Source organism: Streptomyces sp. NPDC050287 (assembly GCF_044459385.1).
Classification (GTDB): Bacteria; Actinomycetota; Actinomycetes; order Streptomycetales; family Streptomycetaceae; genus Streptomyces.
Map to the genome: position 1 here is coordinate 681,032 of NZ_JBITIY010000006.1, position 20,713 is coordinate 701,744.

Here is a 20,713-nt window from a genome sequence, read left to right on the forward strand (position 1 = left end):
GCGAAGACGACGGAGGGCGCCGGCGCCATGCCGACGCCCTCCGTCGAACCGCGCAAGAGCGTGACGAGGAGCCGCTGGTGGGTGGCGCTGCTGTTCCTGCTGCCCGCGCTGGTCCTCCTCGGCGCGCTCGTGGTCTACCCGATCGGGTACTCGATCTGGCGCAGCCTCTACGACGCCGACGGTTCCGGGTTCGTCGGCCTGGACAACTACGTCGACATCTTCACCACCGACTCGACGCTCACCGCGGTCCGCAACACCGCGATCTGGGTCGCGGTCGCCCCGGCCGTGGTCACCGCCCTGGGGCTGATCTTCGCGGTGCTGACCGAACGGGTGCGCTGGGGAACGGCGTTCAAGCTGGTCGTCTTCATGCCGATGGCGATCTCCATGCTCGCCGCCGGCATCATCTTCCGGCTGGTGTACGAGCAGGACCCGAGCCAGGGCGCTGCGAACGCGGTGGCGAAGTCGATCCATGACACGTTCGTGTCGTCGTCGGTCTATCCGAAGGCCCGCCCGAACGCCACCGCCAGCGATCTCAAGCCGTCCGGCGGCGGGTCGTTCACCACGACCGGCACCGTGAAGACGGGCACCCCGGCGCTGCTGCCGCTCGTGGGCATCGCCCCCAACAAGCTGCCGGGCAGCCCCGAGAACGCGAAGGCGGCGAGCGGCTCCGGTGTCACCGGCACCGTCTGGCTGGACTTCAAGCTGGGCGGCGGCGGGACCAAGGGAAAGGTCGACGCGGGTGAGAAGGCGCTGAAGGACGTCAGGGTGGAGGCGGTGAAGGACGGCAAGGTGGTCGCCTCCGCCAAGACCGGCGCCGACGGCACCTTCAGCCTTCCGCAGGACGCCGACGGTGCCCGACTGCGGTTGCCGGGTTCGAACTTCGCGGCGGCGTACGGCGGCATCGACTGGCTGGGCCCGACGCTGGTCACCCCGTCGATCATCGCCAGCTATGTGTGGATGTGGGCGGGCTTCGCGATGGTGCTGATCGCGGCCGGGCTGGCGGGTGTCGACCGCAATCTGCTGGAGGCGGCCCGGGTGGACGGCGCCAACGAGTGGCAGGTGTTCCGCCGGATCACCGTGCCCATGCTGGCGCCGGTGCTGGTCGTCGTTCTCGTCACGCTGATGATCAACGTGATGAAGGTCTTCGACCTGGTGTACATCATCGCCCCGCAGCCCAGTCAGGACGAGGCCAACGTGCTGGCGCTGCAGCTGTTCCTGTCGTCGTTCGGCGGGGGCGGCAACTACGGCGTGGGCAGTGCGATCGGTGTGATCCTGCTGCTGCTCGTTCTTCCGGTGATGTACGTCAACATCCGCCGGCTGCGGAAGGAGCGTCAGCGGTGACCACTCTCGAAACGGCCGCGCGCCCCCGGCGTTCCTTCGCCGCGCGGGTGGCGAGCGGCGCGGCGGGCGGGGTGATGCGGGTCTTCCTGATCCTCGTCGCCGTGTTCTGGCTGGTTCCGACGTTCGGTCTGCTGGTGTCGTCGTTGCGGGAGCCGACCGACATCGCCTCCTCTGGCTGGTGGAAGGTGTTCACCGCGCCCGGCCAGCTGACCGCCAAGAGCTACCAGACGCTGCTGGAGAACGACGCGATCACAAGTTCGCTGCTCAACACCATCTGGATCACGGTGCCGGCGACGTTGCTGGTGGTGCTGATCGGCGCGATGGGCGGATACGCCTTCGCGTGGATGGACTTCAAGGGCCGCGACTGGTGGTTCCTGGTGGTCGTCGCGTTGCTCGTGGTGCCCGTACAGGTGGCGCTGATCCCGCTGTCGGACCTCTTCGGCAAGATCGGGATCTTCGGCGACATCATCGGCGTGGTGCTCTTCCACGTCGGCTTCGGACTGCCGTTCGCCATCTTCCTGTTGCGCAACTTCTTCGCGGAGATCCCCCGGGAGCTCCTGGAGGCGGCGCGACTGGACGGCGCGGGCGAGATCCGGCTGTTCGCCACGGTGGTGATGCCGCTGGCGGCTCCCGCCCTGGCGTCGCTGGGGATCTTCCAGTTCCTGTGGGTGTGGAACGACATGCTGGTGGCGCTGGTGTTCTCCAACTCGGAGTCGCAGCCGCTGACGGTCGCGCTGCAGCAGCAGGTACGGCAGTTCGGCAGCAACATCGACGTGCTGGCACCCGGCGCGTTCATCTCGATGGTGATCCCGCTGGCCGTGTTCTTCGCGTTCCAGCGGCAGTTCGTGTCCGGCGTGATGGCGGGCGCGGTCAAGTAGCCGGTAGGGCAGACGGGTTGGGCAAGGGGCAGGCCGCGACCGGCCCGCCCCTTGCCGGTCGACCGGCATTCCCCCGTATGCCGCACATGGCGTAACCGGGTCACTCCATTGGCCGTTCCCGGTCAGATCGCCCGCGACCGCGTCGACCCATGGATGTGCCGTGCCCAGGTTCAGTGTCATCGTCCCCGCGTACCAGGTTCAGGCGTATCTGCATGAGTGCCTGGATTCGGTGCTGTCCCAGTCGCATGCGGATCTGGAGCTGATCGCGGTCGACGACCGTTCGCCGGACGCGTGTGGCGCGATCATCGAGGAGTACGCGGCCCGTGATCCGCGGGTGCGGCCGGTGCGGCTGCCGCAGCACCAGGGCCTGGGCGGTGCCCGCAACGCGGGGCTGCGCGAGGCGAGCGGCGACTACCTTCTCTTCCTCGACGGCGACGACACCCTCACTCCCCACGCTCTGCGCGCGATCGCCGACCGGCTGAAGGAGACGGACGAGCCGGACGTCCTGGTCCACGACCACGCGCGCACCCACTGGAACGGCCGCACCGTCCACGGCCGGACCGCCGGCCCGCTCACCGAGCAGGGCCCGGCCCCGTTCCGGCTGGAGGACCGCCCCGGACTGCTGCGGCTGCCGATGGCGGCCTGGACCAAGACGTACCGCCGGGAGTTCGTCGAGCGCGAGGGCCTCGCCTTCCCGCCCGGCCACTACGAGGACACGCCGTGGACGTACCCGGCACTGATGACGGCCGAGTCGATCGCCACCCTCGACCGGGTGTGCGTGCACCACCGCCGGCGCCGGCACGGCAGCGTCCCCGGCTCGGCCGGCCGCCGCCACTTCGACCTCTTCGAGCAGTACGACCGGGTCTTCGCCTACGTCGAGCAGCGCCCCGAACTGGCCCGCTGGCGGCCGGTGTTGTTCCGCCGCATGGTCGAGCACCTGGCGACGGTGTTCGCCCGCCGGGACCGGTTGACGCGTCGGGCCGCCGCCGAGTTCCTGCGCACGGCCCGCGCCCACTGCCGACGTCACCGCGTCCCGGGCCACCCCGTCCCCGCCCGTTCCCGCCTCCGGCACGCCCTCGTCCGCCTGGGGCTGCACCGCACCTTCCGCGCCCTCCAGTGGGCGTCGACCGCGCGCCGCCGGGGCGTCAAGGCGACCGTCCGTCTCCTGAAAGCCGTGCGCTCCCTCGCCCTGCGGCTGCACTACCAGGTACAGCTGCGGCTCCCGCTGCGCGCCGACCGTGCCGTCTTCGCCGCCAACGGTGGCCGTGGCCACAGCTGCAATCCGGGCGCCCTGGGGACCGCGTCCCGCACCCACGCCCCGCACATCCGCACGGCGTGGATCGCCCGCCCCGAGCACCACCACACGATCCCGACCGCCACCCGCCGCGTCACCCCGGACACGGCCGCTTACTGGACGGCGCTCGCCCGCTCCACGTACCTGTTGAATCCTCCCCCGGCTGAAGCAGGGGGATTCCTGGCTCACGCTGCCTGCGGGAAGCCCCTCGCGGGTGGTCGTCACTCGATGACGAGCTCGACCTCGATGTTGCCGCGGGTGGCGTTGGAGTAGGGGCAGACCTGGTGGGCCTGCTCGACCAGCTTGCGGCCCGTCTCCGCGTCCACGGTGTCGGGCAGCTCGACGCGGAGGGCGACCTTGAGGCCGAAGCCCTCGCCCTGCTTGCCGATGCCGACCTCGGCGGTCACGGCGGCGTCGCTCACGTCGACCTTGGCCTGACGGCCGACGACGCCGAGGGCGCTGCCGAAGCAGGCGGCGTAACCGGCGGCGAACAGCTGCTCCGGGTTGGTGCCCTGACCGTTGCCCCCCATCTCCACCGGGATGCCCAGCTGGAGGTCCAGGGTGCCGTCGGAGGAGACGGCACGGCCGTCCCGGCCGTGGGTGGCGGTGGCGACAGCGGTGTAGAGCGCGTCCATGGAAAACCATCCCTCTCGAGTTCAACGTTGCGGCGGCCTGCTCCGGCCGCCTCACAACCACCAGTAGAGCACACAATTCAATTGTGCACAACTAAATGGCTCGCATCGGGCTATCCTGGAGCCATGACAGGCATGACCCGGACTCCGACCCCATCCGACACCGACACCGACACCGACTCCCCTGACGCCGACGCCGCCGCCGCTGCTGCCATTGCCGCCTCTGCGTCCGCCGCCGAGGAGAGCTGGCTGCGCCTGGACAACCAGATCTGCTTCTCCCTGCACGCTGCCTCCCGCGCCTTCAACGGCGTCTACCGGGTGATCCTGAAGGACCTCGGACTCACCTACCCGCAGTACCTGGTGATGCTGGTGCTCTGGGAGCAGGGCGAGCTGCCGGTCAAGAAGCTCGGCGAACACCTGCGGCTCGACTCCGGCACCCTCTCCCCGCTGCTCAAGCGGCTGGAGGCGGCCGGTCTGGTCCGCCGTGAGCGCAGCGTCCGCGACGAGCGCTCGGTGGAGGTCCGGCTGACCGAGGAAGGCGTGGCGCTGCGCGAGCGTGCGGTGCGGGTGCCGCGCCGGATCGCCGCCGCGACCGGCTTCGACCTCGACGAGATCCGCGACCTGCGCGAGCGTCTCGACCGACTCACGTCGACGCTGGACTCGGCGGAGCTGGACTCGTCGGGATCGGAGTTGGCGGAGCCGGAGACGCCCGGGGGCGCCAGGTGAGGGGGCGGTGACTCAAGACCGGCGGATGTAGAGGCGGACGGTCACCCCGCCCTGCACGGTGTACGTCCGTGACTTCTCGGGCACGAACCGCTTTCGCAGCACGTCGAGCTTGACGCGGTCCACCGGATCCTCCGGGGTCCAGTGCCCACGCAGGGCGAACGGCTCGGCCACGACCCACACCCGGTCCACCGTCGCAAGCCTGCGCCGCAGCGCCTCCGCCCCGATCTCCCGCCCGTACAGCGTCCCCGACCGGGGCCCCGACTCCCCCAACGCGATGTCCCAGGCCCCCCGGAACCCCTTCGGATACGCCAGCGCCGGCCGCCGCGCGATCGACGGCAGGAACAACACCGGGTCACCCGGGCGGACCTCCCCGTGGACGATGGCGGAAACAGAGGCGAGATTGTCGGGGCGACTGGCGGGGGTGCGGTCCTCACGGTAGAGGGGGAGGTACTGAAGAAGGATCAAGCCGATCACCAGGGCACCGGCGAGGGTGACAGCGGGCGAGAGCAGCGGACGGCGGCCTCCCGCTGGGTCCGGGCAGGCCTCGGTGTCCTGGCCGGTACCGCCGTCCACCAGCGCGTCCGACAGAGCGACAGGACTGCCCGAACCCGCCCCGCTCGACCCGCTCGCCCCGCTCGACCCCGTTCGGGAACGGGAAAGCCCGGACGCAGGGCGCCCGTCACGCCGTAGCCCCGGATGACCACTGGCCTGCGGAACATCGCGCCGCCCCCGCCTCCTCTCCGCGGCCCTGCCCCCCAGCCCCTCCACCAGCGCCGCCACCCGATCCGCCCCCGCCGCGACCAGCAACGGCGCCCCCACCAGGGCGTACAGCACGTACCGGTCGTCGTACATCGGCTTCACCTGGGAAGCGGCCATCAGCAGGCCCGGGGGGAGCACCATCAGCGGCACCGCCACCACGGACACCCGTAGGGCACTCATCCCGACCAGCGTCAGCAGTACACCCACCCAGAACACCGCCCCCATGGGCACCACCAGGAACTCCCGGGCCACCCGCAGCGCGCTCCGCCACCCGGGCACCTGCAGCCACCCCACCTGCGCCGACTGCGCCGACGACACCCACGCCAAGGGCAGCAGCACGACCACCGCGAACCCGGCCGCGCATCCCCAGCGTCCCCACACCCCCTTCGACGCGCGCAGACCGGCCAGGGTCACCGCGTGCGCCACGACGACGAGCACCGCCATCTCGTGCAGGAGACACGTCACGGCGAGGAGTCCTCCGTACGCTCCCCACCCGGACCACACACGGCGGGGCCGCCCCTCCACGGCGCGCAGCAACAGCAGCGCGGTCCCCGTCGCTCCGGCCGAGACCAGGGCGTACGACCGGCCTTCCTGGGCGTAGTGGCCGACGAGCGGGGTGACGGCGTACAGCAGGCCCGCCCACAGGCCGACCCGGGCGCGTCCGCCCAGCCGGGTGCCCAGGGCTCCCACCAGCCCGGCCGTGACCGCCGCCCCGCAGACGGAGGGCAGCCGCAGGACGACCTCGCCGGGGTGCGGGGCCGCCAGCACGACGTGCATGAGCAGGTAGTAGAGGCCGTGCACCGCGTCCACCTCGTGCAGCAACCGCCATGTCTCCGGCACCGAACGCCGCGCGACCTGGAAGGTGACCGCCTCGTCGCGCCACATGCCGCCCCGGTCGATCCCCCACAGACCGATCGCGAACATGACGACCGCGGGGACGATCACCGCCGTCACCCGCTCGACCTTGCTGGATTCCCCGTTCCGCACAAGATCATTTTCCGTTCTTATCCACCGCTCGCTCACCGTTCGCCCCCCACCGCGAGTCGCTGCCGTGGCACATGGAGTCATCCCGGCCGCCCCAGCAGGCACCAGCGCCTGCTTCACTGAGGACGGATACGGGAGCCGATCCGCTCCACCTCAGGCCAAACGATGAGGAGACGGCCGCACATGACCTGGCTGATCACCGGCGGCGCCGGTTACATCGGGGCCCATGTCGTACGCGCGATGACCGGCGCGGGCGAACGGGCCGTGGTGTACGACGACCTGTCCACCGGCATCACCGACCGCGTCCCCACGGACGTACCGCTGGTGACCGGCTCGACCCTGGACGCCGAGCGCCTGGCACGCACCCTCGCCGACCACGAGGTCACCGGGGTCGTCCATCTGGCGGCGAAGAAGCAGGTGGGCGAGTCGGTGGAGCGGCCGCTGGAGTACTACCGGGAGAACGTCGAGGGCCTGCGTGTCCTCCTGGAGGCGGTGACCGCGGCGGGCGTGGCGTCCTTCGTGTTCTCGTCCTCCGCCGCGGTGTACGGCATGCCGGACACGGACCTGGTGACGGAGGAGACGCCGTGCGTGCCGATGTCCCCGTACGGCGAGACCAAGCTGGCCGGCGAGTGGCTGGTCAGGGCGACAGGCCGGGCCACGGGACTGGCCACGGCGTCGCTGCGCTACTTCAACGTGGCGGGCGCGGCGAGCCCCGAACTCGCGGACGTGGGCGTGTTCAACCTCATCCCGATGGTCTTCGAGAGGCTGACCGAGAACGCGCCCCCGCGCATCTTCGGCGACGACTACGCCACCGTGGACGGCACCTGCGTCCGTGACTACATCCACGTGGTCGACCTGGCCGAGGCGCACGTCGCCGCCGCCCGCACCCTGCGCTCCTCCCCCGGCCGCGACCTCACCCTCAACATCGGCCGCGGGGAGGGGGTGTCGGTGCGCGAGATGATCGACCGCGTCAACGCCCTCACCGGCTACGACCGTCCGCCGACCGTCGCGCCGCGCCGCCCCGGCGACCCGGCCCGCGTCGTCGCCTCCGCCGAGCGCGCCGCCACCGAACTCGGCTGGAAGTCCAAGCACGACGTCCAGGACATGATCACCTCTGCCTGGGCAGGCTGGCTCCGCCTCCACCCGGAAGCGGCACGAGCGCGCCGCTAGGGCCTGTCGTTTGGATCAGGCCGGCTGTGAGGTGCGGTGCGTTTCGGCCTACCCGAGCGGGGCCTGGTGCGTGCAGCTGCAAGGCGGAGGAGGGAGTCGACGCGGAGCGTCGGCGAGTGACGACAACGCGGCAGATGTGCGTGCCAGGCCCCGCGACGCCGGGATGATCCAAACGACGGGCCCTAGGGTCTCTCGACCCTCCCGCCCTGGTTGTTCAGGTACGTCAGCACGGCCAGCACCCGTCGATGCCCGCTGTCGCTCGGCGGCAGGCCCAGCTTCAGGAACACGTTGCCGATGTGCTTGTGCACCGCGCGCTCGGTGACGACCAGCGCGCCGGCGATGGTCGCGTTGTCGTGGCCCTCCGCCATCAGCTTCAGGACCTCGCGCTCTCGCGGGGTCAGGGAGTCGAGGGGTGAGTCACGGCGGCGGGTCAGCAGTTCGGTCACGACCTCGGGGTCGAGGGCCGTGCCGCCGGCCGCGACCCTCTCCAGCGCGTCGAGGAACTCGTCGACGCGGCCGACCCGGTCCTTGAGCAGATAGCCGAGGCCGCCCGCTCCCCCGCCCAGCAGCTCCGCGGCGTACGACTCCTCGACGTACTGCGAGAGCACCAGCACCGGCAGGCCTGGGATCTGCTTGCGTGCGGCGAGGGCGGCGCGCAGTCCCTCGTCGCGGAAGTCGGGCGGCATCCGGACGTCCAGGACGGCCACGTCCGGACGGTGTGCCAGCAGCGCGGGCAGGACCTCCGGGCCGGTGCCGACGACGGCCACCACGTCGTGTCCGGCCGAGGTCAGCAGGAGGACGAGCCCTTCGCGCAGCAGGGCGTTGTCCTCGGCGATCACGAGTCTCATGGGACCTATGGTCCTACGGGGCTGTCGGGCATGTGCCGTCGCGGCCGGGGAAGGGTGTGCGGGATGTTCACAACGCCTTGATCGCCGCCGCCGTGGCCCGCGCCAGCGATCCCAGATAGCCCTTCGGGAGCTTCGGGCTGCGGATCACCACCGAGCGCCAGTACAGGGGGCCCGAGATCAGGTCGAGGGCCACGTCGTCGTCGGCGTCCGCACGGACCTCGCCGCGTCGCCGCGCCGCCACCACGATCTTGCTGGCGACGCCCTCCTGCCCCTCGCGCAGGGCCTTCTGCATGGCCTCGGCGATGTCCGGGTTGCGGGCCGCCTCAGCCTGGAGGTCCGGGATGATCTGCGAGGCGACAGGGTGGCGCAGGGCGCGCGAGGTCACCTCGTACAGCAGGCGCAGGTCGCCCTCCAGGGAGCCCGTGTCGGGCGCCGGCAGGCCCTGCACGGCGAGCGCCGAGACCACGTCGAGCACCAGGTGCAGCTTGGAGCGCCAGCGGCGGTAGACCGCGGTCTTGCCGACACCGGCGCGGCGCGCGATCCCCTCGATGGACATCCGCGCGTAGCCGACGGCCGCGAGTTCCTCGAAGACGGCCGCCCGGATGGCCTCCGTCACGTCCTCGCGGAGCACGGCGGCTCCCGCGGGGGCCCGGCGGCGCGGACGCGTCTTCGGCTCCTCGGCGTTGGTCGTCATGCGGACCAGCATAGGGCGTTACGACGAAACGGTCCCGTCCTGACGCGGCGCGTCACGACGAAACGGTTGCGTTCCGACGTCGGTCGGCCTACGCTCACGTTGCGACGATACGGGTCCGTTCCGACGCAAGAAAACGTGAAGAGAAGCGTACGAAAACGCCGGGCAACGGACGCGTCCGTCACATGCACACCACGAGTCACAGCCACACGCACCATCCGAACCCCCCGAGCGAAAGCAGCGGATGTGAGCCAGGTTCTCCACACACCGCCCCCCACGACGGTGACCGCACCCGCCGACGACGACCTCTCGGCCCTCGCCGCCCGCCACGGCCTCACGGTCAGCGGCGCCCGCCCCTCCCTGCGCGAGTACGTCCGCCAGCTGTGGGCGCGGCGCCACTTCATCAGCGCGTTCTCGACCGCCAAGCTCACCGCCCAGTACAGCCAGGCGAAGCTGGGCCAGGTCTGGCAGGTGATGAACCCGCTGCTGAACGCGGCGGTGTACTTCTTCATCTTCGGTGTGCTGCTCGGCACCAAGAAGGGCGTGCCGGACTACATCCCGTTCCTGGTCACGGGCGTGTTCATCTGGACGTTCACGCAGAGCTCGATCATGGCGGGCACCCGGGCCATCTCCGGCAACCTGGGCCTGGTCCGGGCCCTGCACTTCCCGCGGGCCGCGCTGCCGATCTCCTTCTGCCTCCAGCAGCTCCAGCAGCTGCTGTTCTCGATGGCCGCCCTGGTCGTGATCCTGCTCTGCTTCGGCGTGCCGGTCTCCGCCTCCTGGCTGCTGGCGGTCCCGGTCCTGGTGCTGCAGTTCACGTTCAACGCGGGCGTCTCGATGATCATGGCCCGGCTCGGGGCCAAGACCCCGGACATCGCCCAGCTGATGCCGTTCATCCTGCGCACGTGGATGTACGTGTCCGGCGTGATGTGGAGCATCGACAAGCTGACCAAGGGTCACCACGACTGGCCGTCCTGGGTGACCCCCGCCCTCCAGGCCAACCCGGCCGCCGTCTACATCGACCTGATGCGCTTCGCCCTGATCGACAGCTTCCACGCCCACCAACTGCCGCCCCACGTGTGGCTGCTCGCGACGGGCTGGGCTCTTGTCGCCGGCGTCGGCGGCTTCATCTACTTCTGGAAGGCTGAGGAGACGTACGGCCGTGGCTGACAACACGCAACTCGCGCAGGAGAACGTCCCCACCGTCGTCGTCGACGGCGTCGACATCGTCTACCGGGTCAACGGCACCGGAGCCGGCCGCGGTTCCGCGACCGCCGCCCTGAACCGCATGCTGCGCCGCAAGCAGGTCGAGAAGGCGGCCGGTGTGCGCACGGTGCACGCCGTCAAGAACGTGTCGTTCGTCGCGTACCGGGGTGAGGCGATCGGGCTGATCGGGACCAACGGCTCCGGCAAGTCGACGCTGCTCAAGGCGGTCGCGGGTCTGCTCCCGGTGGAGAACGGCCGCATCTACACCGACGGCCAGCCCTCCCTGCTCGGCGTGAACGCGGCCCTGATGAACGACCTCACCGGCGAGCGCAACGTCTACCTCGGCGGCCTCGCCATGGGCATGTCCCGCGAGCAGGTCAAGGAGCGCTACCAGGAGATCGTCGACTTCTCCGGCATCAACGAGAAGGGCGACTTCATCACGCTGCCCATGCGCACGTATTCCTCCGGCATGGCGGCCCGGCTGCGGTTCTCCATCGCCGCCGCCAAGGACCACGACGTCCTGCTCATCGACGAGGCGCTGGCCACCGGAGACCGCTCCTTCCAGAAGCGCTCCGAGGACCGGATCCGCGAACTGCGCAAGCACGCGGGCACGGTGTTCCTGGTCAGCCACAGCAACAAGTCCATCCGCGACACCTGCGACCGCGTGCTGTGGCTGGAGCGCGGCGAACTGCGCATGGACGGGCCGACGGAGGAGGTCCTGGAGGCGTACGAGGCGTTCACCGGCGGCCCCGACAAGGCGAAGCCGCAGCCGGCCAAGGTGGCTGTGCCCTCCTGAGACCCCGAGAGGTGCGCGCGACCGAGCGCACCTGCCGCCGCCCACCTGGAAGGCCGCGCCGACACGCCACGAAAGAGCGCCCCGGGCCACAACGGCTCGGGGCGCTTCCGTGTTCGCTACCGCGTGCGGGTCACGAATGCGTCCGCAACAGCGTCCTCATCGTCCGCATCGCCACCGACAGGTTGGCGAGGTCGAACGTCTCCGAGCTCTGGATCTCGTCCAGAGTCGTCCGCGCCCGGCCCAGGATCGGCGCGTTCTTCTCCTCCCAGGCCTTGAAGCGCTGCTCGGGAGTCGAGGTGCCGTTGCCCACCGCGAGGATGTCCGCGGTGAGCGCCGCGTGGGCCGCGTACAGGTCCTCGCGGATGGAGGCGCGGGCCATGGACTGCCAGCGGTCGGCGCGCGGGAGTTCGAGGATGCGGTCCATCAGCTGGGTGATGTGGAGGCGGTCGGCGAGGTCGTAGTAGACCTCGGCGACATCCAGCGGGTCCCGGCTCATACGGTCGCCCACCGAGACGATGTCGAGCGTCGGGAAGGCTGAGGAGAACCCGGCCACCCGGCCGGCGACCTCGTCCGGGACACCGGCGCCGGTCAGCTCGTCGTAGATCTTCTGGTACCACTCCGCGTCCGCGCCCCGCAGCAGCTTCGGCAGCTGCGACCACACCTGCTCGACCCGGTCGGCGAAGAAGTCGACCGTCTCGGCCAGCCGGAGCGGCTGCGGCCGGTTGTTGAGCAGCCAGCGCGTGCCGCGCTCGACCAGCCGGCGCGAGTGCAGCCGGATACGGGTCTGGACGGCGGCCTCGACCGTGTTGTCCAGCGCCTCCACCGCGTCCCACACCACCGCGGAGCGGAAGATCGCGCGGGCCGCGGTCTGCGCCCGGACGATCTCCTCCAGCGAGGCACCGGTCTCCTCGCGCAGACGGTGCAGATACGTCGTACCGCCCGTGTTGACCGTGTCGTTGACCAGCACGGTCGTGGTGATCTCGCGGTGCAGCGGGTGGCCGTCGATGCGCTCGGGGAACTTCTCCCGCAGCGCGGCCGGGAAGTACGTGTGCAGCAGACCGCGCAGATACGGGTCGTCCGGCAGCGAGGTGTGCAGCAGCTCCTCGGCGACGGTGATCTTCGTGTACGCCAGCAGGACGGCCGTCTCCGGACTGGTCAGGCCCTGCCCGGTGCCCAGCCGCTCGCGGATCTGGCGGTCGGTGGGCAGGAACTCCAGGGCCCGGTCGAGCAGGCCGGCGCGCACCAGGTGGCGCATGTAGCGCTGCTGGGCGTGCAGCATGTCCTTGGACTGGGCGAGCGCGTTGGCGATGGCCGTGTTCTGCGCGTAGTTGTTGCGCAGGACCAGGCGGCCGACCTCATCGGTCATCTCGGCGAGCAGCTTGTTGCGCTGCTTGACCGTCATGTCGCCGTCCGCGACCAGGCCGTTGAGCAGGATCTTGATGTTCACCTCGTGGTCGGAGGTGTCCACACCCGCGCTGTTGTCGATCGCGTCGGTGTTGATCTTGCCGCCCTGCAACGCGAACTCGATCCGGCCGAGCTGGGTCAGCCCCAGGTTGCCGCCCTCGCCGACGACCTTGACGCGCAGGTCGGCGCCGTCCACCCGGATCGCGTCGTTGGCCTTGTCGCCGACGTCCGCGTGGGTTTCCGTGGCGGCCTTGACGTACGTACCGATGCCGCCGTTCCACAGCAGGTCCACCGGCGCCTTGAGGATCGCCTTCATCAGGTCGGCCGGCGTCATCTTGGAGACCTTCTCCTCGATGCCGAGGGCCTCCCGGATGTGCGCGTTGACCGGGATCGCCTTGGCGGTACGGGGGAACACCCCGCCACCGGTCGAGATGAGCGCGGTGTCGTAGTCGGCCCAGCTGGAGCGCGGGAGCTCGAAGACGCGGCGCCGCTCGGCGTAGGAGGTGGCCGCGTCGGGCTTCGGGTCGATGAAGATGTGCCGGTGGTCGAAGGCGGCGACCAGCCGGATGTGCTCGCTCAGCAGCATGCCGTTGCCGAACACGTCACCGGACATGTCGCCGATGCCGACGACGGTGAAGTCCTCGGCCTGCGTGTTGACGCCCAGCTCCCGGAAGTGCCGCTTCACGGACTCCCAGGCGCCGCGGGCGGTGATGCCCATGCCCTTGTGGTCGTAGCCCGCGCTGCCGCCGGATGCGAAGGCGTCACCGAGCCAGAAGTTGTACTGCTCGGCCACCCCGTTGGCGATGTCCGAGAAGGTCGCGGTGCCCTTGTCGGCGGCGACGACCAGGTAGGTGTCGTCCTCGTCGTGCCGGACGACGTCGGCGGGCGGCACGACCTCACCGGCGACCATGTTGTCGGTGATGTCGAGCAGCGCCGAGATGAACGTCTTGTAGCTGCGGATGCCCTCCGCCAGCCACGCGTCCCGGTCCACGCTCGGGTCCGGCAGCTGCTTCGCGACGAAGCCGCCCTTGGCGCCGACCGGCACGATGACGGTGTTCTTCACCATCTGCGCCTTGACCAGACCGAGGATCTCGGTCCGGAAGTCCTCACGCCGGTCGGACCAGCGCAGACCGCCGCGCGCGACCTTCCCGAACCTGAGGTGCACGCCCTCCACGCGCGGCGAGTACACCCAGATCTCGAACGCCGGGCGTGGGGCCGGCAGATCGGGAATCGCCTGCGGGTCGAACTTCATGGAGACGTACTCGTGCGGCCGGCCGCCCGCCGCCTCCTGGAAGAAGTTCGTGCGCAGGGTCGCCTTGATGACGGTGAGGAAGGACCGCAGGATCCGGTCCTCGTCGAGGCTGGCCACCTGGTCGAGCGCGGCATCCACCTCTTCCAGCAGCGCGTCGACGATCTCGAGCCCCGCCCGCTGCCGGTCCGGCGACATCCGCGCCTCGAACAGCGAGACGAGCAGCCGGGTGGTGTGCACGTTGTTGCGGAGGGTGTCCTCCATGTAGTCCTGGCTGAACGTCGAGCCCGCCTGCCGCAGGTACTTCGCGTACGCCCGCAGCACCATCGCCTGACGCCAGGTCAGCCCGGCGCTGAGCACCAGTGCGTTGAAGCCGTCGTTCTCCGCCTTGCCCAGCCAGCTGGCGGCGAAGGCGTCCTGGAACCGCTCGCGCCCGTCGTCGCCGAGGTAGTCGCCGCTGCCGCCCTTCGGCCGGGGCATGCGCAGCCCGAAGTCGTAGATCCAGGCCACGCTCCGGTCCGAGCAGCGCAGTTCGTACGGCCGCTCGTCCATCACCTCGACACCGAGCCGGTTGAGGACCGGCAGCACCGCCGACAGGGTGATGGAGCCGCCCTTGCGGTAGATCTTGAACCGGCGCTCCTCGGGCGCGGCGCCCACGGGCTCGTAGAGGCTGAGCGCGAAGCCCTTCTCCTCGGACTCCTCGGTGAGCTGTTCGAGGTGCGCGATGTCGGCGACCGCGGCGCGCGGGGAGTGGTCGGCCTTGTAGCCCTCCGGGATGGCGTTGCCGAAGCGACGCAGCAGTTCGGCGGCGCGCTCCTCGCCGAACTCGGCGTTCAGCGCCTCCGCGAACCCGTCGGCCCAGGAGCGGGCGGCCTCGACGAGCCGCGCCTCGATGCGCTCCTTGTCGCTGTCGCTGAGCTGCTGCAACTCGGTGCCCTGCGGGACGCGGACCACGAAGTGCAGCCGGGAGAGGATGGACTCGGTGTTCCAGGCCGTGAAGTCGACGCTGACACCGCCGAGTTCCTCCTTCAGGATGTCGATGATCCGCAGCCGGACACCGGTCGTGTACCGGTCGCGGGGCAGGTAGACGAGGGCGGAGTAGTAGCGCCCGTACTCGTCCTGCCGCAGATACAGCCGCAGCCGCCGCCGCTCCTGGAGGTACAGCACGGACGTGACGATGGACTCGAGCTCCTCGGGAGGCGTCTGGAAGAGCTCGTCCCGCGGATAGGTCTCGAGGATCTGCAGCAGATCGCGCCCGTCGTGACTGTTCGGCGAGAACCCGGCCCGCTCCAGCACCTCCTCGACCTTGCGCCGGATGACAGGCACCCGCCGCACGGACTCGGTGTAGGCGGCGGACGAGAACAGCCCCAGGAACCGCCGCTCCCCCACGACGTTCCCCTCGGCGTCGAACTTCTTGACGCCGATGTAGTCGAGATACGACGGCCGGTGCACGGTCGCCCGGCTGTTGGCCTTGGTCAGCACGAGGAGCTTGTGCTCACGCGCCTTCTTCCGGGCATCCGCGGGCAACCGCTCGAACGACGGGCTCACGGGGTGGCTTTCCTCGTCGGCGTGATGCGGATCGGACCGCAGAATGCCGAGCCCGGTGCCCGGGACCGCCGCCAGGGAGTCGTCCTCCCGGAGCTGGTACTCCCGGTATCCGAGGAAGGTGAAGTGGTCGGCTGCCAGCCAGCGCAGCAGCTCCCGGGCCTCCTCGACGTCCTGTTCGCGCAGATCGGGGGCGACCGGCTCCTTGGGCAGCTCGTCGGCCATCCGCAGGGCCGAGTCCCGCATCTTCTCCCAGTCCTCGACGGTCTCCCGGACGTCGGACAGGACCCGCAGCAGGTCGGCGTTGATCTGCTTCAGATCGCCGCGGTCGGTCTCCCGGTCGATCTCGACATGGATCCAGGACTCGGTGTGCGCGTCGTGCGGAAGATCCCCCGATACAGGCGCGGTGAGCACCTCGATGAGCTTGCCGGTGACGTCACGCCGCACGACGATCTGCGGGTGGATGACGACATGAATCCCACGTCCCTGCCGGGTCAGCTCGTTGGTGACGGAGTCGACGAGGAAGGGCATGTCGTCGGTGACGACCTCGACGACCGAATGCGTGCACGTCCACCCGTTCTCCTCCACGGAGGGTGTGTGGACCCGCACGCTGGCCGTTCCCTGCGGGCGGTTCTCGGCCAGCCGGTAGTGCGAGAGCGCGGCACCGAAGATGTCGACCGGGTCGCGGTCGGCGAGGTCCTCCGGTGCGGTGTGCAGGTAGTAGCGCTGGAGGAACGCGAGCACGGAGTCGTGATCCGGGGTGTCCGGGGTGCCCTCGCCCGTCGTCCCGGTCGGTAGGTGCCCCCCGACCGGGCTGTTCTCAGCGACCCGAGCAGCCCTCTCCAGCAACTCGGCCTTGGCTTCGTCCAGCTTGGTCTGCATTGTCCTCTGGCTCCTGTCGCGCGCCGTTGCGTGACGTAGAAGGAAGTACGGTCTCTTCTCTTCCGACGTAACGCCGTGACGCGGGGTGTCCGGTCTGCTCCGACGCTATGTCGCAAGGTGAGATGAGCGGGGGGTTATCAGCCATTCTCGACACGCCCTGCGGGTGTGACGCTGCTCTCTGCGCCGCCGCGCACGTCCGGGGTGTGTACGGCGTCCTGGGGGCCCTTGTGACCCCGTCCCGCCCGCGAAGACCAGCGACCGCCGCCCGGCCACGGAGGTAATCCGTGCTCCCCGGGCGCAGGGCAGGGACAACGAGGCCCCCGCGAACTATCGCGCTGATCACGCCACCAAGGCTATCGCTCCTCACAGGGCCCTCGTCATGAGCCGTATGTGTACAAAAGCGGGGGTCGAAGTTTGACGTTCTGCACAGGGCGACCCCGGAATCGGACCCGACACCCCCTCGAAGCCTCTTCCACGCCGGGCTGGGCCATCCAGCCCGTCCGGCGTTCGAGGACGAGGACGTTCAGGCCGATCGGGGTCTGGGCGGAGTCCCTGGAGGGGGTTCTGGGGCGCGGTCCCGCCCGGGGCCGGGGGCGGAGCCCCAGGAGGGGGGTTCTGGGGACGCGGTCCCGCCCGGGGCCGGGGGCGGAACCCCAGGAGGGGGGTTCTGGGGACGCGGTACCTGCCCGGGGAGCGGGGGCAGGAGCCCCGGAGGCGCAGGGGCGCCCTCCCGCCCCGGGCCGGGGCGGGGCCCCAAGAGGGGGGTTCCGGGGACGCGGTACCTGCCCGGGGAGCGGGGGCAGGAGCCCCAGGGGCGCAGGGGCGCCCTCCCGCCCCGGGCCGAGACGGGACCCCAAGAGGGGGGTTCCGGGGACGCGGTACCTGCCCGGGGAGCGGGGGCAGGAGCCCCGGAGGCGCAGGGGCGCCCTCCCGCCCCGGGCCGGGGCGGAACCCCCTGGAGGGGTCGAAGGGGCGGAGCCCCTGGGGATGGGACGGGTAGGGGCGGCGGGGGCGAGAAAAACCCAACCCCGACACCAGCAAACGTCACTCCACCGGCGCACGCCCCCTTGGCAACCCGCCCCTACCGATGCACGTTGCCGACATGACCGCAAAAATCCTCATCGTCACCGGCGACGCCGCAGAGTCCCTCGAGGTCCTGTACCCCTACCAACGCCTCCGCGAAGAGGGCTACGACGTCCACATCGCCGCCCCCACCCGCAAAAAGCTCCAGTTCGTCGTGCACGACTTCGAACCCGGCTTCGACACCTACACCGAGAAACCCGGCTACACCTGGCCCGCCGACCTGGCCTTCGCCGACGTCGACCCCGGCCAGTACGCCGCCCTCGTCATCCCCGGCGGCCGCGCCCCCGAGTACCTCCGCAACGACCCCGAACTCCGCAAGATCCTCAAGTCGTTCTTCGACGCCGACAAGCCCGTCGCCCAGATCTGCCACGGCCCCCTGCTCACCGCCGCGATCGACAGCCTTCGCGGTCGCCGCGTCACGGCGTACCCCGCGCTGGAGCTGGACATGCAGGCCGCCGGCGCCACCTTCCAGGACGCCGAGGCGGTGGTCGACGGGGCCCTGGTCTCCTCCCGCGCCTGGCCGGACCACTCCAGCTGGATGCGTGAGTTCCTGACGGTGCTGCGGGCGAAGGCACCGGTGACCTGATCCTCCACCGCCGCCGCACCACCGCCGCCGTGCCGCCACCACACCTCGTCCGCCCCTACCGCGCGGACGGCACGGGCGGCCCGGGCGGCACGGACGAACACCACTACCCCCTTAAGGCCACCGCCCCCTGGACCACACGCCCCTAGCCCTCCGCCCCCCTACGCCGCCAACCGCTCCGCCTCCACAACCGCCTCCGCCAACGTGTCCACCACCGGCACCCCGACCTCCTCCAGGCTGGCCCGCCCGTGCGACCCCCCGGTGTAAAGCACCGCCCGCGCCCCGACATGCAACGCCGCCACCGCGTCGTCCGCTGCGTCCCCGATCACGACCGTCCGCGCCGGATCCACCCCCGCGAGGGAAGCCAGGTGCCGGACCATGTGCTCGGCCTTGCTGCCTCCGGAAGGACCGGTCCGCCCGTCCACCCGTATGAAGTGCGCCTCGATCCCGAACCCCCGCACCAGCGGGACGAGTTCGTCATGGACGTACATGCTCAGGATCGACTGGCTGCGCCCCGCCGACCGCCACTCCGTCAGCAGTTCCACCACCCCCGCCGTGAGCCCGCACCCCACCCGGTGCTCGGCGTAGTACCGGTGGAAGGTCTCGTCCATGACCTCCCACTCGGCGTCGGTGGGCAGCCGCCCCATCAGCCGCTCGTAGAACTTCGGGACAGGCACGCAGTACAGCGCCCGGTACTGCTCCATGGTGATCGGCGCCAGCCCCAGCTCGGCGAACGCCGCGTTCGTCGCCCCGATGATCGCCTCATTGTCGTGGAACAGTGTGCCGTTCCAGTCCCAGACAATGTGCGCGTCCGTCTGCTTCCCCATGACAGAAACGTACCCGCCGCCACTGACAATCAAGAGACCCGCGGCTCCGCTCGGCAACGGACCCGCGCCCCAGACGGCCAGCCGCTCCGGGTCGATGCCGGGCCCGTACACCACCTCGTCCGTGGTCGCCGAACCGCCCGGCAACGGAGGACCCGCGACTCCGCTCGGCAAAACCCCGCGGCCCCGCTCAGTCCCCCAACCCCAGCAGGTTCGGGATCTCCTGCGTCGCGAACCACAGCAGCTCGTGGTCGTCCGCCCCGTCCACCACGAACTGGGCGTCGTCGTCCCCGCCGTCCGCCGCCTCCAGCGCCTCGGCCGCGGCCGCCACATCCGCCTCCGCGTCATCCGCGTCGACGTGCACGGCCGCCGCTTCGGCCAGCCGTACGGTCCCGGCGACCCGTACCTCGCCGAGCGCCGCCGGATCCAGGGCCCGGTCGGGATCGGCGGTCGCCGTCCCGTCGGGCACGTCCACGGCGACCACGACCCGGCGCCGCGTCGCACCCGGGTCGGCCGCCAGCAGCCGCAGCGAGGCCAGTGCGGCCCGGTTCAGCGCCGCGTACTCCAGTTCCTCGATGTCGTCCGAGAGGTACCACTCACGCAGCGCCGGCGTGACCGCGTACGCGACGAACGGCCCGGTCCCCAGCACTCCCGTCTTGTACGCCTCGGCGAGACCGGGAAGGGTCAGGGGGACGTAGACGCGCATGACAGGCCGCTTTCGTGGTCGGTTTTCCGTGGTCGGAGGCTCCGCACAGGTCCCCGGACGGGCGAGCCCGCACATCCGGAGGGCTTCAGGATACGTGCGCGGCGTCCCCTTTCGAGTCCCTGCCCACGCCTCCACGGACGTCAGCCCAGAGCCTCGAAATTCACCCGCCACACCCTCCCCACCAGGCCTTTCCGCGTCCAGACCACCCGGATAAGTGACCCCTCCGGCCGCCCCACGCCGATCCCCCGCCGCCTTGCCCCGGCACTCCACAGCCCCGTACAAGATCCCCAACCACGAAGTTACTGCCCGGTACCGCCGGGTGGACCGAACGGGGACACACATGAACACGGGGACGCACATGAACAAGGTCATGACCAGGGCAGGCCAGGCGAGCCACCACCCCGGCACCCGCCCGCCGAGCCGACGCGACCCACGCCGCCCCGGCGGCACACCCCCACGCACCTCAGGCGGCGGCACCGCCCGCACCACGACCCCCGACGGCCGTCCCCAGGGCTCCCCGGCCGGCCGCGGCCCGTCTCCCCGCACCAGGCCCACCGACAACCGCCCGCCGACCCCACCCACCGGCACAGCGCCGACCTCGGCAACGGCAACGGTGACGACCGCGGCCAGGCCGTCCGGCGCCGCCCGCACAGCGGCAACCACCCCCACCGCAACAGCCGCCTCAACGGCCCACGCAGCCCCGCCCCCGCACTCGTCCCCCGCCCCCACACTCCCCGCCCAAGCCCCCCGCAGGCCTCTTGCCCAGCCCCGTCCCACGGACGTCTTCGCGGACCGCCTCCTGGCGGTCCTGAGCGGCCGTCGCCCCGTCCACTGCATGCTCCGGCACACCGCGGGCCGCGCCTACGACGAACTGGCCTGGCTCGCCGAACGCGGCCCCCTGCGCACCACCCGGGGCACCTCACCGGTCGTCCGCGACATCGGCTACTACGTCCCGCGCCCCGGCGCCATCGAGGCCTTCGCCCGCATCGGAGCCGGCGACCAGCTGCGCGCCATGGCCTTCCGCCTGGAACAGGGCCGGGACCATCGCTGGCGCTGCACGGCGGTGGAACTGGGCGGCCCACGCCCACCCCGCGCCTACGAGGACTGACCCC

General features: G+C 70.8%; 15 protein-coding genes and 1 pseudogene. 9 read left to right on the forward strand and 7 right to left on the reverse strand.

Annotated features, from left to right (window positions below; genetic code table 11):
* The first annotated feature begins 27 nt into the window (after window positions 1–27).
* From ACIBK3_RS25000 to ACIBK3_RS25010, 3 genes and pseudogenes are all read left to right on the forward strand, one after another.
* Window positions 28–1,341, forward strand: coding sequence for a carbohydrate ABC transporter permease (locus tag ACIBK3_RS25000; protein ID WP_399368954.1), 1,314 nt, complete (start codon window positions 28–30; stop codon window positions 1,339–1,341).
* Between the two features lie 74 nt (window positions 1,342–1,415).
* The gene (locus ACIBK3_RS25005) at window positions 1,416–2,219 is read left to right on the forward strand and encodes a carbohydrate ABC transporter permease (protein ID WP_399368956.1); all 804 of its coding nucleotides are present in this window, start codon (window positions 1,416–1,418) and stop codon (window positions 2,217–2,219) included.
* Between the two features lie 160 nt (window positions 2,220–2,379).
* Window positions 2,380–3,666 (forward strand): annotated as a pseudogene (locus ACIBK3_RS25010) (glycosyltransferase); the annotation flags it as partial.
* A 68-nt stretch (window positions 3,667–3,734) separates the two neighbouring features.
* Here the strand turns inward: ACIBK3_RS25010 and ACIBK3_RS25015 are convergent.
* Window positions 3,735–4,148 carry an organic hydroperoxide resistance protein gene (locus ACIBK3_RS25015; RefSeq protein ID WP_399368846.1) on the reverse strand — a complete coding sequence of 138 codons (414 nt, stop codon included), beginning with the start codon at window positions 4,146–4,148 and terminating at the stop codon, window positions 3,735–3,737.
* A 123-nt stretch (window positions 4,149–4,271) separates the two neighbouring features.
* Between ACIBK3_RS25015 and ACIBK3_RS25020 the strand changes: the two genes are divergently transcribed.
* A complete protein-coding gene (locus ACIBK3_RS25020) occupies window positions 4,272–4,871 on the forward strand; it encodes a MarR family winged helix-turn-helix transcriptional regulator (protein ID WP_399368848.1) in 600 nt (199 codons plus the stop codon).
* Between the two features lie 12 nt (window positions 4,872–4,883).
* Here the strand turns inward: ACIBK3_RS25020 and ACIBK3_RS25025 are convergent, their stop codons facing one another.
* Window positions 4,884–6,554 (reverse strand): hypothetical protein, encoded by a 1,671-nt coding sequence (locus ACIBK3_RS25025; RefSeq protein WP_399368958.1) that lies wholly within the window; start codon window positions 6,552–6,554, stop codon window positions 4,884–4,886.
* Between the two features lie 243 nt (window positions 6,555–6,797).
* On the opposite strand from ACIBK3_RS25025, the gene galE reads away from it, so the two are divergent.
* A complete protein-coding gene (galE, locus tag ACIBK3_RS25030; RefSeq protein WP_399368850.1) occupies window positions 6,798–7,784 on the forward strand; it encodes a UDP-glucose 4-epimerase GalE in 987 nt (328 codons plus the stop codon).
* Between the two features lie 182 nt (window positions 7,785–7,966).
* Here galE and ACIBK3_RS25035 read toward each other — a convergent pair whose 3' ends face one another.
* Window positions 7,967–8,632 carry a response regulator gene (locus ACIBK3_RS25035; RefSeq protein WP_399368852.1) on the reverse strand — a complete coding sequence of 222 codons (666 nt, stop codon included), beginning with the start codon at window positions 8,630–8,632 and terminating at the stop codon, window positions 7,967–7,969.
* A gap of 67 nt (window positions 8,633–8,699) precedes the next feature.
* Window positions 8,700–9,326: a TetR/AcrR family transcriptional regulator gene (locus ACIBK3_RS25040; protein WP_399368854.1), complete on the reverse strand. Its 627-nt coding sequence runs from the start codon at window positions 9,324–9,326 to the stop codon at window positions 8,700–8,702.
* Window positions 9,327–9,569: 243 nt separating this feature from the next.
* On the opposite strand from ACIBK3_RS25040, the gene ACIBK3_RS25045 reads away from it, so the two are divergent.
* Together ACIBK3_RS25045 and ACIBK3_RS25050 are read left to right on the forward strand one after the other, a co-directional pair.
* The gene (locus ACIBK3_RS25045; RefSeq protein ID WP_399368855.1) at window positions 9,570–10,493 is read left to right on the forward strand and encodes an ABC transporter permease; all 924 of its coding nucleotides are present in this window, start codon (window positions 9,570–9,572) and stop codon (window positions 10,491–10,493) included.
* Window positions 10,486–11,325 carry an ABC transporter ATP-binding protein gene (locus tag ACIBK3_RS25050; protein ID WP_399368857.1) on the forward strand — a complete coding sequence of 280 codons (840 nt, stop codon included), beginning with the start codon at window positions 10,486–10,488 and terminating at the stop codon, window positions 11,323–11,325. The genes ACIBK3_RS25045 and ACIBK3_RS25050 overlap by 8 nt, the downstream gene beginning before the upstream one ends.
* Before the next feature lie 130 nt (window positions 11,326–11,455).
* On the opposite strand, the gene ACIBK3_RS25055 is transcribed toward ACIBK3_RS25050, so the two are convergent.
* Window positions 11,456–16,405 (reverse strand): NAD-glutamate dehydrogenase, encoded by a 4,950-nt coding sequence (locus ACIBK3_RS25055; protein ID WP_399368858.1) that lies wholly within the window; start codon window positions 16,403–16,405, stop codon window positions 11,456–11,458.
* Between the two features lie 1,102 nt (window positions 16,406–17,507).
* Between ACIBK3_RS25055 and ACIBK3_RS25060 the strand changes: the two genes are divergently transcribed.
* Window positions 17,508–18,074: a DJ-1/PfpI family protein gene (locus ACIBK3_RS25060; RefSeq protein WP_399368860.1), complete on the forward strand. Its 567-nt coding sequence runs from the start codon at window positions 17,508–17,510 to the stop codon at window positions 18,072–18,074.
* A gap of 158 nt (window positions 18,075–18,232) precedes the next feature.
* Here the strand turns inward: ACIBK3_RS25060 and ACIBK3_RS25065 are convergent, their stop codons facing one another.
* Both ACIBK3_RS25065 and ACIBK3_RS25070 read right to left on the reverse strand, forming a co-directional pair.
* Complete coding sequence (locus tag ACIBK3_RS25065) at window positions 18,233–18,898, reverse strand: HAD family hydrolase (protein WP_399368862.1); 666 nt, start codon at window positions 18,896–18,898, stop codon at window positions 18,233–18,235.
* A 187-nt stretch (window positions 18,899–19,085) separates the two neighbouring features.
* Entirely contained in the window at window positions 19,086–19,601 is a 516-nt protein-coding gene (locus ACIBK3_RS25070; RefSeq protein ID WP_399368864.1) for a DUF6912 family protein, read from the reverse strand.
* Window positions 19,602–19,959: 358 nt separating this feature from the next.
* On the opposite strand from ACIBK3_RS25070, the gene ACIBK3_RS25075 reads away from it, so the two are divergent.
* Complete coding sequence (locus ACIBK3_RS25075; protein ID WP_399368960.1) at window positions 19,960–20,709, forward strand: Rv3235 family protein; 750 nt, start codon at window positions 19,960–19,962, stop codon at window positions 20,707–20,709.
* Window positions 20,710–20,713 lie beyond the last annotated feature (4 nt).

Bases quoted from the DNA above. Each gene is read 5' to 3' on its own strand.
- ACIBK3_RS25000 (WP_399368954.1), top strand. From the start codon at position 28: ATGCCGACGCCCTCCGTCGAACCGCGCAAGAGCGTGACGAGGAGCCGC.
- ACIBK3_RS25005 (WP_399368956.1), top strand. From the start codon at position 1,416: ATGCGGGTCTTCCTGATCCTCGTCGCCGTGTTCTGGCTGGTTCCGACG.
- ACIBK3_RS25015 (WP_399368846.1), bottom strand. From the start codon at position 4,148: ATGGACGCGCTCTACACCGCTGTCGCCACCGCCACCCACGGCCGGGAC.
- ACIBK3_RS25020 (WP_399368848.1), top strand. From the start codon at position 4,272: ATGACAGGCATGACCCGGACTCCGACCCCATCCGACACCGACACCGAC.
- ACIBK3_RS25025 (WP_399368958.1), bottom strand. From the start codon at position 6,554: ATGTTCGCGATCGGTCTGTGGGGGATCGACCGGGGCGGCATGTGGCGC.
- galE (WP_399368850.1), top strand. From the start codon at position 6,798: ATGACCTGGCTGATCACCGGCGGCGCCGGTTACATCGGGGCCCATGTC.
- ACIBK3_RS25035 (WP_399368852.1), bottom strand. From the start codon at position 8,632: ATGAGACTCGTGATCGCCGAGGACAACGCCCTGCTGCGCGAAGGGCTC.
- ACIBK3_RS25040 (WP_399368854.1), bottom strand. From the start codon at position 9,326: ATGACGACCAACGCCGAGGAGCCGAAGACGCGTCCGCGCCGCCGGGCC.
- ACIBK3_RS25055 (WP_399368858.1), bottom strand. From the start codon at position 16,405: ATGCAGACCAAGCTGGACGAAGCCAAGGCCGAGTTGCTGGAGAGGGCT.
- ACIBK3_RS25060 (WP_399368860.1), top strand. From the start codon at position 17,508: ATGACCGCAAAAATCCTCATCGTCACCGGCGACGCCGCAGAGTCCCTC.
- ACIBK3_RS25065 (WP_399368862.1), bottom strand. From the start codon at position 18,898: ATGGGGAAGCAGACGGACGCGCACATTGTCTGGGACTGGAACGGCACA.
- ACIBK3_RS25070 (WP_399368864.1), bottom strand. From the start codon at position 19,601: ATGCGCGTCTACGTCCCCCTGACCCTTCCCGGTCTCGCCGAGGCGTAC.
- ACIBK3_RS25075 (WP_399368960.1), top strand. From the start codon at position 19,960: ATGAACAAGGTCATGACCAGGGCAGGCCAGGCGAGCCACCACCCCGGC.